General features: G+C 47.0%; 15 protein-coding genes. 6 read left to right on the forward strand and 9 right to left on the reverse strand.

What is annotated here, in order from left to right; all coding sequences use genetic code 11:
• Positions 1-20 precede the first annotated feature (20 nt).
• A complete protein-coding gene (gene rpsB, locus W04_RS11770) occupies positions 21-749 on the reverse strand; it encodes a 30S ribosomal protein S2 (protein ID WP_022946753.1) in 729 nt (242 codons plus the stop codon).
• 304 nt (positions 750-1,053) lie between these two features.
• On the opposite strand from rpsB, the gene map reads away from it, so the two are divergent.
• From map to W04_RS11790, 4 genes are all read left to right on the forward strand, one after another.
• Positions 1,054-1,842 (forward strand): type I methionyl aminopeptidase, encoded by a 789-nt coding sequence (map, locus tag W04_RS11775; protein ID WP_022946752.1) that lies wholly within the window; start codon positions 1,054-1,056, stop codon positions 1,840-1,842.
• Between the two features lie 18 nt (positions 1,843-1,860).
• Positions 1,861-4,491: a [protein-PII] uridylyltransferase gene (gene glnD, locus W04_RS11780; protein WP_053910960.1), complete on the forward strand. Its 2,631-nt coding sequence runs from the start codon at positions 1,861-1,863 to the stop codon at positions 4,489-4,491.
• A 22-nt stretch (positions 4,492-4,513) separates the two neighbouring features.
• Positions 4,514-5,338: a 2,3,4,5-tetrahydropyridine-2,6-dicarboxylate N-succinyltransferase gene (dapD, locus tag W04_RS11785; protein WP_026111377.1), complete on the forward strand. Its 825-nt coding sequence runs from the start codon at positions 4,514-4,516 to the stop codon at positions 5,336-5,338.
• 122 nt (positions 5,339-5,460) lie between these two features.
• Positions 5,461-6,510 carry an LD-carboxypeptidase gene (locus W04_RS11790; RefSeq protein ID WP_053910961.1) on the forward strand — a complete coding sequence of 350 codons (1,050 nt, stop codon included), beginning with the start codon at positions 5,461-5,463 and terminating at the stop codon, positions 6,508-6,510.
• 52 nt (positions 6,511-6,562) lie between these two features.
• On the opposite strand, the gene W04_RS18900 is transcribed toward W04_RS11790, so the two are convergent.
• From W04_RS18900 to W04_RS11805, 4 genes are all read right to left on the reverse strand, one after another.
• Complete coding sequence (locus W04_RS18900; protein WP_022946748.1) at positions 6,563-6,724, reverse strand: hypothetical protein; 162 nt, start codon at positions 6,722-6,724, stop codon at positions 6,563-6,565.
• Positions 6,725-6,742: 18 nt separating this feature from the next.
• A complete protein-coding gene (locus W04_RS11795) occupies positions 6,743-7,486 on the reverse strand; it encodes a DUF2063 domain-containing protein (protein ID WP_053910962.1) in 744 nt (247 codons plus the stop codon).
• Between the two features lie 2 nt (positions 7,487-7,488).
• Positions 7,489-8,334 (reverse strand): DUF692 domain-containing protein, encoded by an 846-nt coding sequence (locus tag W04_RS11800; protein WP_053910963.1) that lies wholly within the window; start codon positions 8,332-8,334, stop codon positions 7,489-7,491.
• A gap of 80 nt (positions 8,335-8,414) precedes the next feature.
• Complete coding sequence (locus W04_RS11805) at positions 8,415-8,939, reverse strand: hypothetical protein (RefSeq protein ID WP_053910964.1); 525 nt, start codon at positions 8,937-8,939, stop codon at positions 8,415-8,417.
• 188 nt (positions 8,940-9,127) lie between these two features.
• Between W04_RS11805 and W04_RS11810 the strand changes: the two genes are divergently transcribed.
• The gene (locus tag W04_RS11810; protein ID WP_053910965.1) at positions 9,128-10,084 is read left to right on the forward strand and encodes a tRNA-dihydrouridine synthase; all 957 of its coding nucleotides are present in this window, start codon (positions 9,128-9,130) and stop codon (positions 10,082-10,084) included.
• A 103-nt stretch (positions 10,085-10,187) separates the two neighbouring features.
• The gene (locus W04_RS11815) at positions 10,188-10,559 is read left to right on the forward strand and encodes a TraR/DksA C4-type zinc finger protein (protein WP_053910966.1); all 372 of its coding nucleotides are present in this window, start codon (positions 10,188-10,190) and stop codon (positions 10,557-10,559) included.
• On the opposite strand, the gene W04_RS11820 is transcribed toward W04_RS11815, so the two are convergent.
• From W04_RS11820 to W04_RS11835, 4 genes are all read right to left on the reverse strand, one after another.
• Positions 10,528-11,508, reverse strand: a complete 981-nt coding sequence (locus tag W04_RS11820) for a hypothetical protein (RefSeq protein WP_053910967.1) — start codon at positions 11,506-11,508, stop codon at positions 10,528-10,530. The two genes, W04_RS11815 and W04_RS11820, sit on opposite strands and share 32 nt — an antisense overlap.
• A gap of 80 nt (positions 11,509-11,588) precedes the next feature.
• On the reverse strand, positions 11,589-12,854 hold the full coding sequence (locus W04_RS11825; protein WP_022946741.1) for a lipopolysaccharide assembly protein LapB: 1,266 nt from the start codon (positions 12,852-12,854) through the stop codon (positions 11,589-11,591).
• Between the two features lie 12 nt (positions 12,855-12,866).
• Positions 12,867-13,484, reverse strand: coding sequence for an energy transducer TonB (locus tag W04_RS11830; RefSeq protein ID WP_022946740.1), 618 nt, complete (start codon positions 13,482-13,484; stop codon positions 12,867-12,869).
• Positions 13,484-13,885 (reverse strand): biopolymer transporter ExbD, encoded by a 402-nt coding sequence (locus W04_RS11835; RefSeq protein ID WP_053910968.1) that lies wholly within the window; start codon positions 13,883-13,885, stop codon positions 13,484-13,486. The genes W04_RS11830 and W04_RS11835 overlap by 1 nt, the downstream gene beginning before the upstream one ends.
• Positions 13,886-13,887: the final 2 nt, after the last annotated feature.

Below are 13,887 nucleotides of genomic sequence, written 5' to 3' on the forward strand. Positions count from 1 at the left end.
TGATGACAAGCGAGTTGCAATTACTCAGCGGCAACGAAATCGTCTTTTTCAGCTTGCACTGCGATGTTGCTTTCACGGCCTTCAACAACTGCATCAGCAACTGCGTTAGTGTAAAGCTGGATCGCACGGATTGCATCGTCGTTACCAGGAACAACGTAGTCAACACCGTCTGGGTTAGAGTTAGTATCAACGATAGATACTACTGGGATGCCCAGGTTGTTTGCTTCTTTAATCGCGATGTGCTCGTGGTCTGCATCAATAATGAAAAGCGCGTCAGGAAGACCGCCCATATTTTTGATACCGCCAAGGCCTTTTTCAAGCTTAGCCATTTCACGAGTAAGCATTAACGCTTCTTTCTTAGTTAGCTTCTCAAACGTGCCGTCTTGGCTTTGAGTCTCAAGATCTTTAAGACGCTTGATTGACTGGCGAACAGTTTTCCAGTTAGTCAACATACCACCTAACCAACGGTGATTTACGTAGAACTGGTCACATTTAACTGCCGCTTCTTTTACTGCTTCGCTTGCAGCGCGCTTAGTACCAACGAAAAGGATTTTGCCTTTGTTAGACGCTACGTTTGACAGGTAAGTCAACGCGTCGTTAAACATAGGTACAGTTTGCTCAAGGTTGATGATATGAACTTTGTTGCGAGCACCGAAGATGAACGGCTTCATCTTTGGATTCCAGTAACGAGCTTGGTGACCGAAGTGTACACCCGCCTTAAGCATATCGCGCATTGAAACGTTTGCCATGGTATTTTTTCCTCTAATGTTTAGGGTTAGGCCTCCACATATCCCATAGCACCAACACCTTAGAAGTTATTCCGCGATGCACCCAAGTGTATGTGTCGATATGTGTGTGTGTTAATATTAAATGGTTATGTGTCTTCGTTACAGATAAAGCACTTCACTGTTATAGGTGAACACCAACAACAAGCAAGTGATTTTAATTTGTAAAAAGACGGCGCGCTTTATACCATATTGGCCGTGAAGACTCAATCTTTTGTGCACTATTTGTGCGCACTTAACTTATTTAAAGAACACAATTGGAGCATCAATGACTGCAGTGATCAAAACCCCGGAAGAAATCGAAAAAATGCGCGTAGCCGGCCGTTTGGCCGCAGACGTATTGGAAATGATAGGCCCACATGTCAAGCCTGGGGTGACCACTGATGAGCTCAACACCCTATGCCATAACTACATTGTTGACGAGCAAGGGGCTATTCCGGCGCCGTTAAATTATCATGGTTTCCCAAAATCAATTTGTACCTCGGTTAACCATGTTATTTGTCATGGCATCCCCAATGACAAACCATTAAAAGAAGGCGATATCATTAATATTGATGTCACCGTGATTAAAGATGGTTACCACGGCGATACCTCAAAAATGTTTCATGTAGGCCAACCAACTATTCAAGGTAAGCGCCTGTGTGAGATTACCCAACAGAGCTTGTATCTGGCCATAAAAATGGTGAAACCTGGCGTGCGTTTAGGCGATATCGGTGCCGCCATTCAAAAATACGCAGAAGGCTTTAGCTACTCGATTGTGCGCGAATACTGTGGCCACGGTATAGGTAAAGAGTTTCACGAAGAGCCGCAAGTCATGCACTACGGTCGCCCAGGCACTGGCGAGACACTTAAAGCCGGTATGTGTTTAACCATTGAGCCCATGGTCAATGCTGGCAAGCGCCAATGTAAGCTGCTCAAAGACGAGTGGACGGTGATCACTAAAGACCGTAGCCTATCAGCACAATGGGAGCACACTTTATTGGTGACCGACAATGGCGTAGAAGTATTAACTCTACGCAGTGATGAAGAGCTTCCTCGCGTGATTGAACACAGCTAATTAAAAAGGGGCAAACCTGTGGCCTTACCGAATAAATTAAAAGACCTGCTTGAGCAGGCTGACGAGTTGGAAGAATATAAGGCCTGTAGCCAATACTTTTATAAGTGGCTGGGCAACCAATTTGATAAACAACCGGTAGGGTCACTCATCCGTGCGCGCGCGGAATATATTGACCGCTTATTGATCAAGCTGTTTCACTGCTGCAACCTTGCCCATGAGCCTGAGCTGGCTCTGGTTGCCGTAGGCGGCTACGGCCGAGGAGAACTACACCCCTACTCCGATATCGACTTTCTGTTGCTGGTTAGCGAAGAGCCGAACGCCGAGTTGCGTGAAAAAATAGGCCAGTTTGTGACCCTGCTGTGGGATTTGAATTTGGAAATTGGCCACAGTGTACGCACCATAGAGCAGGTGATTGAGCAAAAGCGTGAAGATGTCAGCTTTTCCACAAGCTTACTGGAAAGCCGGCTTATTTTTGGTAACCACATCGAGTTTGAAAAGCTCAAACAGCATATTTTACAAACCCCGGTGTGGCGCTCTGACGAGTTTTTTATTGCAAAGCGCCAAGAGCAAGACCTACGACACCGTAAATGCCACGGCACCGCCTACAATCTCGAGCCGAACATCAAAGAGAATCCGGGCGGTCTGCGTGATTTACAAACCATCATTTGGGTGGCGAAAAAACACTTTCATGCCGAAACCTTAGAAGAGCTCATAAACCATGGATATCTCACCCATGAGGAATACCAAGAGCTGCTCGAGTGCTTAGAAAATTTATGGAATATTCGTTTTGCCCTGCATTTGGCCGCCGAGCGCAGCGAGAACCGTTTGTTGTTCGACTACCAGCCCCATGCCGCAGAAATTCTCGGCTTTGGTAGCGATGGTAAGGCCTCGGTCGAGCGTATGATGAAGCGCTTATTTCGGATTATGAGTCGGGTTCGTGAACTCAACCAAATGCTGCTGTCTTATTTTGAGCAATCCATTTTACCGGATCATCGGGATTTACCCGTGGTTGAATTGGACCGCAGTTTTGAGCGCATTGGTCATCAAATTCGCGTTAAAAACCCTTCCGTGTTTTTCCGCCGCGATCAACTATTGGTGCTGTTCGAGCACATCGCCAGTAACCCGCAAATCACTCATATTTATCCCAGCACCATTCGCACTATGCGCCAAGTCCGTCGGCGCCTACTTGGTGACTTGCAAGATTATGCCGCCTGTCGCGATGCATTTTTACGCTTGATAAAACACCCCAACGGTATGGGCCGTGCATTCACCTTAATGCACAAACACGGCATCATTGCTGCGTATCTCCCCCAGTGGCGTAATATTTTCGGACAAATGCAGTTCGACTTATTTCACGCTTACACCGTAGATGAGCATACTCACAAGCTGATTAACAATATCTATCAGTACAGTGATAAATCCAAGGTCAGCGACTTCCCCTTGTGCAGTGAGATTGTCACCCGCATGGATAAGCCAGAACTGTTATATCTAGCGGCTATTTTTCACGATATTGCCAAAGGTCGCGGCGGCGATCACTCCGAACTCGGAGCAGTCGATGCGCTTGCATTCGCCAAGCTGCACCGCCTACCTATATCCGATGGCAAATTGATTGCTTGGTTAGTGGAAAATCACTTATTAATGTCGGTCACGGCGCAGCGCAAAGATATTAACGACCCGGATGTGATCAACGAGTTCGCTTCTAAGGTGAAAAATGAGCGCCAGCTGGACTACCTCTATTGCCTAACCGTGGCTGATATTCGTGCCACCAACGATAACCTTTGGAATGATTGGAAGAACACCCTGCTGCGCGAGCTGTATTTGCATACTCAGCGGGCATTGCGCTTAGGGCTAGAAAACCCCATGGATATGCGCGACCAAATTCGCGATAAGAAGCAGCAAGCTAAGCAGCGGTTAATCAATCTGGGGTATGATGAGAGTCACATCGACTTGCTTTGGAGCCGCTTTAAAGCCAACTATTTCACCGCCTTTAGTGAACAGCAAATCTCTTGGCACTGTGAACACTTACTCAATGCACAGGACTTATCCGCACCAAGTGTCACCGTTTCCGATTGTGCTATGCATGGCGGCACTCAGGTTTTTGCCTATAGCCCTTATACCGGCGGCTTATTTGCACGTTTGGTTAGCGTCATAGGCTCTAAAAAAGCACAAATTCAGCATGCTCAAGTAATGACCACCAAAGATGGCTATGTCATTTTCAGTTTTGTTGTTCTTGAGGTGAATGGCGAGCCATTAAGTAAAAGTCGCGGCAACGGCATGCGCCGTGCCCTTGAGCAAATAATGCAGGATCCGAAGAAGAAGATCCGGATCAAGAAAAATCGCTCGCAGCGTTTTAAAGACTTTAATATTAAACCAAAAATTGTTTTGCGGCCGCACGCACGTAAAGACCGCAGTTTAATTGAAATTCAAGCGGTGGATATTCCTGGCCTGTTAACAAAAATAGCGCAGGTTTTTCAGCGCCATCGCTTACATATACACGCTGCCCGCATTACCACGGTGGGTGAGCGCGCAGAAGACTTTTTTGTCGTCTCAAATAATGATTACCAAGCTCTGACGGATGAAGAACAAGTTAAAATCCATCAGGCACTTCGGAAAAAACTAAATGCCGATAATGAAGCGACCACCGCTTAATTGGCTAACAAATGAGGACACCATGGCAGATTTAAAAACCCTTATTGAAAACGCGTGGGAAAACCGTGACGCGATTAGCCCAAGTACGGTTGATGCTGATGTAAAAAACGCGATAGATACGGTATTGGAGCGTTTGGATAAAGGTGATGCTCGGGTGGCTGAAAAGCTCTCGGGTGAGTGGGTGGTGCACCAATGGCTTAAAAAAGCGGTGCTGTTGTCTTTTCGGATCCGTGACAACCAGCCTATTAGCGATGGCGTTAATCAGTTCTACGATAAAGTGCCGCTTAAATTTAGCGATTACAGCAGCGAGCAATTTCAACGTGAAGGCATGCGTGTAGTACCCAACGCAGTTGCACGCAAAGGCAGTTATATTGGTAAGAACGTCGTTCTGATGCCTTCTTACACTAATATTGGCGCTTATGTCGATGACGGTACCATGGTCGATACATGGGCCACAGTGGGCTCATGCGCACAAATTGGTAAAAACGTGCACCTTTCGGGGGGCGTCGGTATCGGCGGCGTGCTGGAACCCCTGCAGGCTAACCCTACTATCATTGAAGATGACTGCTTTATCGGTGCGCGCTCTGAAATTGTTGAGGGCGTTATTGTCGAGCAAGGCGCGGTCATTTCTATGGGTGTGTACATCTCGCAAAGCACGCGTATCTTTGACCGTGAAACCGGGCAAATTCATTACGGTCGCGTTCCAGCCGGAGCCGTTGTAGTGCCTGGGTCCATTCCTAGCAAAGATGGCAGCCATAGCTTGTATGCCGCCGTTATTGTCAAGAAGGTGGACCAACAGACACGCGAGAAAGTTGGCGTCAACGCCCTACTTCGTGGTGTAGAGTAACTGTAAAGCAGCCTTCAGATCACTTTGAGGGCTGTCTTAAAACTATTTTATTCCTGCCAACTATTTTATTTGAAATAATTGCTTCATTACGTTACCTATAGGGTAAACGATGAGGCAATACCATGAATAAACGTCACTTCCTAAAAAGCTGTACTGTGCTCGGAGCCGGCGCGCTACTCGCTCCTGCCGCTCAGGCGATTGGTGTGCCACAACAAAGCACCTTAGCGACACTGAAACCCAAAGCCTTGCCTACTGATGCAACCATAGGTATAGCTAGTCCGTCGGCAGCCACAGCTGAACATAAAGACATCATATTAGCGCAGCAATTAATCAAAGCACTGGGTTATAGCGTCAAGCTCAGCCCCCATATCATGGCGCGGCGTGGGCATTTAGCGGGTCTGGATCAACAGCGCGCCGACGACCTTAACGGCTTTTTTGCCGACCCCAATGTTGATGCCATCGTCTGCTTGCGTGGCGGTTCTGGCGCTGCACGTATTTTGCCACTGCTCGACTACCAAATTATCAAGGCTAACCCTAAGCCCTTACTGGGCTACTCTGATATCACCGCACTGCACAACGCCTTGCTTGCTAAAACTGGGTTGATCAGCTTCCATGGTCCCAACGCCACAAGCCAGTGGAATCCCTTTAATGTACACCAATTTAAACAGGTATTTGTTCACCGCGAGCGAGTGCTATACCAAAATTTAGACAAAGCAGATGATGAGCTTGTTAATCGTCACTACCTCACCCAAACCATTACCTCAGGACAATCGCAAGGACACCTTATCGGCGGTAATTTATCGGTACTGTCGGCACTTGCCGGCAGTGACTATTTACCCAATTTTGAAGGCGCGATTTTATTTCTAGAGGACATTGATGAAGCGCCTTATCGCATTGACCGGATGATGAGTACACTCAAGCTCATGGGCGCATTGGATAAGATTAACGGCTTCGTGTTTGGTGATTGCAACCAATGTCAACCTGGCAGTGGGTATGGGTCGTTAACACTGGAACAAATCTTGGCTGATTACATTGCCCCGCTGAACATTCCAGCCTATCACGGAGCCATGATCGGCCATATTGATCGCCAATTTATTTTACCTGTCGGTGCCCAAGTTATGCTTGACGCGGACCAAGGCAGTCTCCGTGTTTTAGAAGAGGTGTTTAGTTAAACTAAAAAGCCCCGAATAACACGGGGCTTCAATTTCTTTGTATATACTGCGATTAGGCGGCCAAAGACGTGGCCCAACCTAGAATGGCATTTAAGCAACCAATGCCAGCAAATACAGCGATAAACGCGACGAAATATTTAAAGTTGAAAGGGTCTTTAAAATCACCTTTTTGCGCCATCTTCATTACCTCTTTAAGCACGATAAAACGGCGCATATAATAATCGAATCGAGGTTAACAATCCAGCGTTTGCAGTACTTGACGCTGCGCCAGTTGCTCTGCAATTTGTAGGGCTCCCTGATAAAGCTGCTGATAATTAAATTGCGGCACCTGGCGCTGTAACGCTTCACATACTTGCGCTAAGGTCATGCCTGGTTGCTGTGAAAGCGTATCAAGCAATAACGCGGTCATCATGTTTAAGGCGAGAAACTGCACCTCATCTTGTTGGTCGCGATAAACACAAATATAGCTGGGCTGTTCATCCGCTTGCTGCGGCTGGTTATCCACCGAGATGGTTTGTACAGGAAAGTGATAACACACTACTTGCGCGGTTTCACTCATATACAAAGGTTGCTTTTGCACATTAAAAAGCGGCTTTAACTGGCCACTGTCTTGTGCAGTAGACACTGCCAACTCCACCCACTCGTAATGGGCTAACTCTTGTAAAAAAGGCGGATCGCTGTGTTGTAACTCATACTGCTGTGCCAAAAACAGCACAAATTCTTTAGAAATATCTAAAAAATAGGGAGATGTGGCGTGATGGCTAGCAAAAAATCGACGTACTAACTGCTGCCACCGCTGATCATCGTACAAGCTTCGCAGCACAGGAAAGCCACTTTCTAAAAAGCCGTTGACGTTATTGAAAAACAACTCACGATAAATTTTCATTCGCCGGTCTTCAACATCTGCGGGGCGCGGATTAGCTTCGGGGTCGCGAATATGGGCGCTAAATTGCTTCTGTAGTTGTTGAAACTGCATGATCAGGCTCTTTGCTGTTGGGCTAAAAAAGGCTGTTGGATATCAGCAATGGTATCGATTTCTTTAAGTAGTTGGCTAAGCGGTGGAATATTAAAATCCCGCTCTAATAACGTTGGCTGTACACCGTGCAACTCATAAGCTCGCCTGAGCAGCTGCCAGACGGGGTCGATCACATCAGCGCCATGGGTGTCGACGATTAAATCTTCAGCCTCGTTGTAGTGCCCAGCCACATGCATGTAGGCGATCCGCTCGCTGGGGAGACCGGCCAAGAACTGCTCGGCATCATAGCCATGATTCACTGAGTTCACATAAATATTATTAACATCAAGCAGCAACTGGCAATCGGCTTCTGCCAATATACGCTGAGTAAATTCAAGTTCTGTAAGCTGCTGCCCTGGCGCACCATAGTAAGACACATTTTCAATGACTAAAGGACGCTCTAATACATCTTGCACCTGGCGGATCCGCGCAGCGACATAGCTTATCGACTCCTCTGTGAAAGGAATGGGCATCAAATCATACATATGACCATCGGCGGAACAATAACTGAGGTGCTCGCTGTAAAGGCGAATATCGTGCACATCAAAAAACTGCTTCAGATCTTTTAAAAACGCCACATCCAAAGGATCGGGCGAGCCCAATGATAAAGATAAACCATGGCAAATGAACGGATGACGCTCTGTGAGCGCACGAAACTGCTTGCCAAGCTTACCACCTAGACGCAACCAGTTCTCAGGGGCGACCTCCATAAAGCCAATTTGCTTAGGAATATGATTAAGCATATCGCTCAGCATTTCACGACGTAGACCCAGGCCCACATTAGCTAATGACGCTGACTGCTGCAACATATTGCACTCCTTAAAGTGTACAAGCCGCTCAACGGCGGCTTGTTAGGTACTACGGGTAATTAACGATAGTTCACGGCTAATTAGCTGTGACCACCGCATTTGCCTTCACCACACTTACCTTCTTTACCTTTGGCTTCACCGCCACATTTACCTTCGCCGCACTTGCCCTCTTTGCCTTTGGCTTCGCCGCCGCATTTACCTTCGCCACACTTGCCTTCTTTGCCTTTGGCTTCGCCGCCGCATTTACCTTCACCGCATTTGCCTTCTTTGCCTTTGGCTTCACCGCCGCATTTACCTTCGCCGCACTTGCCTTCTTTGCCTTTGGCATGACCGTGACCGCCACATTTGCCTTCACCGCACTTGCCTTCTTTGCCTTTGGCTTCACCGCCGCGTTTACCTTCGCCGCACTTGCCTTCTTTGCCTTTGGCTTCGCCGCCGCACTTACCTTCACCACATTTACCCTCTGCTGCGTCAAGCTGGTATCCTGCAACCATCTCTTGCATTTCAAATGGGTTGGCCTGCGCATCAGTTGCAGTCACAGCCGCACCCGATGCAACAACAGCACCTAAGGTTAAGGCGATGGAGTTCTTTTTTAAATTATTCATGCTTTAGCTCTCTCTCGGTTGGTAGCATTCAACAGATCAGACCCGAATGCATCCTGGATCCTTTCAAATTATTTTTAAATTTTTATGTGGTATATCGATTACCAGAATAACTATGGCGCGATATAGGTATTTTATCAATAGCGACGAACGGGTTAGAATACGCGCCCAGCTAGCAGTGAAGGTCATATATGAAACTTATTTTAGCCCCCATGGAAGGCGTTGTTGATTTTAAAATGCGCCAACTACTTACCGATATTGGCGGCTTTGATCTCTGTGTGACCGAGTTTGTGCGGGTAGTCAATCAGCGATTACCGCGCCGAGTGTTCTTGCGCTATTGCCCTGAGCTACTCAACGGTGGTTATACGCGTGCAGGAACGCCCGTGAGGATTCAACTACTTGGACAGCATCCACAGTGCCTGGCAGAAAATGCGATTAAGGCTATAGAGCTCGGCTCTCATGGCATTGACCTTAACTTTGGCTGCCCAGCAAAAACGGTCAATAAAAGTAAAGGCGGCGCCGTACTACTCAAAGAGCCCGAACAGCTTTATCAAATCGTTAAAGCAGTACGTGAAGCAGTAGCACAGGAACACAAAGTAACCGCTAAGGTACGCTTGGGCTTTGACGATACCTCACGTAGTAGTGAAATTTTTGATGCTGTTGTGCAAGCAGGCGCAGACAGTATTGCTATCCACGCCCGTACTAAACGCGACGGCTATCGCCCCCCCGCTTATTGGCACTTGCTGGCACCGCTGGTGCAGCGTAAGGCTGATATTGAAATTGTTGCAAACGGAGAGATTTGGAGCCTCGACGATGCTCGTAGTGCGAGAAATCAAAGCTTATGCCAACACCTGATGCTCGGTCGCGGCGCGCTTGCAATGCCAGACTTAGCGGCTTGGATCAAAGCCGCAGACCAGAACAAAGCACATGAGCAAATGACATGGCACGATGTGCTTTACCATATTATTCACTCATCTATGCACGATGACGACACCAAAGCGAAGCGTTATTTTGCCAACAGAACTAAACAGTGGTTAGGGTATCTACGACGAACTTACCATCAAGCAGATCAGCTATTTGATGATATTCGTCGGCTACATGATAAGGACGAAGTACTCGCGCAATTACAGCACCACACTCAACGATGATAAAAAATGTCTGCTAAATTCGCCAAGGTTGATCCTTGTCATGTTCCCAAGTTTGAATATTGGCCACAATAAAAGTCTATTCAAGGCAAACACGGGGCGATTTATGAGTATCCTCACCCATGACTTCGAGCAACAGGTTTCTCAGGCGCTTGCGGATGCGCGCAGACAACTCTTGGCAAAGCTACAACAAGCTTCACAAGTCCATGAAAGAAGGCTGCATGCAAAGCTTACCAACGAGCCGGAAAGCGACTGGGTGGCATTACTGAGCGAACATTTAGGCCCAGAATACAAAGACCTGATTATCCGGCTAGAGCGCTTAGAAGCGACTCAGTGCCAGTTTGATTTGGGATTATTTGGCTTTTGCTCTGACTGTGAAGAGCCCATAGAGCCACACCGTTTAGAAAAAGATGTGACGACGCAGCGCTGCGCGCGCTGCGACAGTATCAGTCGCGCGCAATCAAATGGCCATAAATAAAGCTCATTGCTGGATAAGCAACCACCTCATACACCATTTGCTTTGCTCGTCGCTCGCTGATCCCCTGTTTGGCTAGCGACGTTAGCGCCATTTGCTCAGTCCAAAGTTGGCTGTGAATACCTATATCAAGCTCCATATACAAAAGCGCTAACCGCGTTTGTTCCACACTCAAACTCTGTTGCTGAGCCCACAGGCGCTTATTCACATAGCCTTGTCGCCAATCTAGCCCTATATCCCCCTGGTCATTGTCTGGTTGGCGCAGGGGCGCGATACCATAATCAGAAAGTGTAGCCAGCTTGCTTTGAATTTGCATAAGCCATTTAATCGGCGCCTGCACCTGATCAGTGTAGTAATTTAGTTTTGCTTGATACCACTGAGTGCCATTTGGCAGCTGACTTAGCCCCAGCTGGTTGCGAGGGCGATAGTTAGCTAAATACTGTTGTAGTTGGGTCGCTGCACTTTTGAGTTTACTGTTATCAGCGAGCTCGATTAACCGCTCTACTTCACCTTGCATCATTGCTAATTCATAGCGATTAACAAAAATTTGGCTTTGTTCACCTTGTTGCAAGCGGCTTTTCACTAACTCAAGCCACTGCGCTGCTTGTTCTTGCGTTTGACTATCTTGCAATGCCTGCTCAGAGCGAAAAATAGCGCTGCTTAGCGGCCAAGGTTGATAGCGACGTACATACCTTTGCTCGGTAATTAAATAGTCCAAGGTTGCGCGCTGTGCGTTGCTGAGCGCCGCTCTATCAAACTGCTGATATAGGTCATGGCGCTGCTTGAGATACGCATCAGAATAAGGCCAAGGCGTTAAGGGGCTGGTTAAATCGCCTGTAAGCTTGGCGTTCAATTGTGCTAAGGCCTGCTGCGAGGTCGTTGCTGAAATAGATTGAGGCTCAGAGCACCCTGTTGTTAATAAAGCAAGCAAGATTAAGCTGTGTATGCGCACCGCGTATGGCTCCTTAAATAAGCATTGCGTGGAAATAAAAAAGGCCCCAATGAGGGGCCTTTTATTATTGCATAAGGAGCTTAAAGACTCACACCATTACGTTGTGCTTTATCTTTAATGAAGGTTTTCCAACTACGCGCGAATTTACGCGTGCTTGGATCTTCTGCTGCTTTAGTAATCGCAGCGTAGGCTTGCTTATACTTTTCTTGCTGTAGGTAAGCTTCTGCTAAGTCAGAGTAAATAGTCCCTTTCTTATCAGAGCCTTCATCAAGAGCACGCTTCAATAAAACCACTGCTTTATCGAATTGTTCCTCTTGTAAGCGCAAGGCACCGGCTTTACGAAATAGCTCTGCATCGTTATCAAACTCTGCGGCTTCCTCGTAATACTTTGCTGCTGTCTTAATGTTTTTAGCATTATGAAAGTAGCTCGCCATTGCCGTGACATTTTGCTTAATGCGCTTAACCTTACCATCAGTGATAGCCTTCTCCATGTGGAAACCGGCTTTGTAAGGAACGCCTACAAATGAGTAGAGCTGTGCTAACACTTTATAGTCAGTTTCTGATTCAAAGAAACCACTGTCGTAAGCAATATCCATCGTAGTGAGACCTTTTTCATAGTCTTCTACTTGCATATAGAACTTACCAAGGTTAACCCAGGCTTTGCCGTCTGTTGGCCAGGTTTTCACCATGCGCTCAAGAATTTTAACTGCTTTATCAAATTCTTTTGCTTCATAGTGAGCTGCCATCAATAACTGAAACGGTGCTTTCTTTGGCTCTTTTTTAGCATTGAGCTCGATAGCACGCTCAGCAGGCTCTACCACATCTTTAAACTGACCAAGCTCATAACTCGCTTGTGCGATACGCGTGTATACAGTGGGATCTTCTTCACCTGTGAAGTCCATCCAGTCGATATACGCTTGCTTTGCTTCTTTGTACTTCTTGATATTAGCCAACAAGTCACCAAGCAGCTTCATCGCCTGCTCTTGATCGTTAAAGTTAAGCTCATCTGGCTTGATTGCGTCTTGTGTATACTTAATAGCCAACTGATAGTTGTCTACTTGGGCATATAGCTGACCTAAGTAGCGATCAATAGTCGCACGGTCAAACTCATCAGACGGGTCGAGTTCTTTAAGAACTGCGATTGCGCCGTTGAAGTCTTCTGCATCAACAAACTCAAACGCTTTCATGACCTTCTTACCAGTGCGCTCACTCATGACCTTGGTCTTAGCGTTTTTGCGCTTTTCTATCTCTTCGTAGTTAGGCGCAGCGAATACCGAAGTACTCACTACACTACCAGACAACGAGATAAGCAGAGCGAGTGCAGTCACTTTAGATAGATTTTTCATACTACACTCTCCTTACTGGTCTTGGTTAAGTTTGAAGTCAAGCTGAACAGTGATGCCAGGCTGTTTAACCGGCTTGCCATCAACTACTTTTGGCTTGTACTTCCACTTACGCAAGGCACGCTTAGCTTCACGGTCGAAGATACGACGAGGTTCTGCATCGATTACCTCTACATCTTCTACACCGCCCACTTCGTTAATGGTGAATGAAAGCTGTACCCAGCCTTCTTTACCATCACGCGCGGCTTGCACCGGGTATTTAGGTTCAATTCGAACAAGAGGTGTTGCATCACCATCTCGACCAAATGCACCTGGGCCACTTAGACCACCCGCTGAGCTACCGACATTAACACTTGGCATATTGAAACCGAGTGAACCTGGATTAGGGTTACTATTCTCAGGCTGTGGCGGCTGCGGTTTAGGCGGCTGCTTAGGCGGTGGTGGAGGCGGCGGCGGTACACGCTTACGCTCCTGCACCTTGGATTCAGGTGGATTCGTCATAATTTCGACAACGATCTTCTCTTTCTCGTTGGCTGCCCTGTTATCTCCACCGGAGATTAGGTAAGCCATGAAAAAGAATAAGCCGAAAGTAACTGCCCCACCTGCAATCAGTGAAAACAGAAAACGAATCATTACTTATCTCCAGCGATTGATATCTTATCGATACCTGCAGCTTTAATCTGGTCCATGACCTTTACAACCACACCGTGCTTCGCATCTTTATCCGCTTGGATAATTACGATTTCGGTAGGCTGCTCAGCCAATAGACGTTCAATGTTTGCAGCAACACGCTCGACATCGACCTGACGCTTATCCATCCAAATTTCACCGTTAGAGCGAATAGCGATGAAGATGTTTGCATTCTTCTTCTTAGTCGCTTGCGCTGCTTCCGGTTTATTTACATCAATACCCGCTTCTTTAACGAACGAAGTAGTTACGATAAAGAAGATAAGCATGATGAATACGATGTCCAGCATCGGCGTCATATCGACGGCTGCTTCTTCTTCTTCACGAAAACGTTGTTTACGTGCCATAT

It is taken from the genome of Pseudoalteromonas sp. SW0106-04 (assembly GCF_001293805.1).
Classification (GTDB): Bacteria; Pseudomonadota; Gammaproteobacteria; order Enterobacterales; family Alteromonadaceae; genus Pseudoalteromonas; species Pseudoalteromonas ruthenica.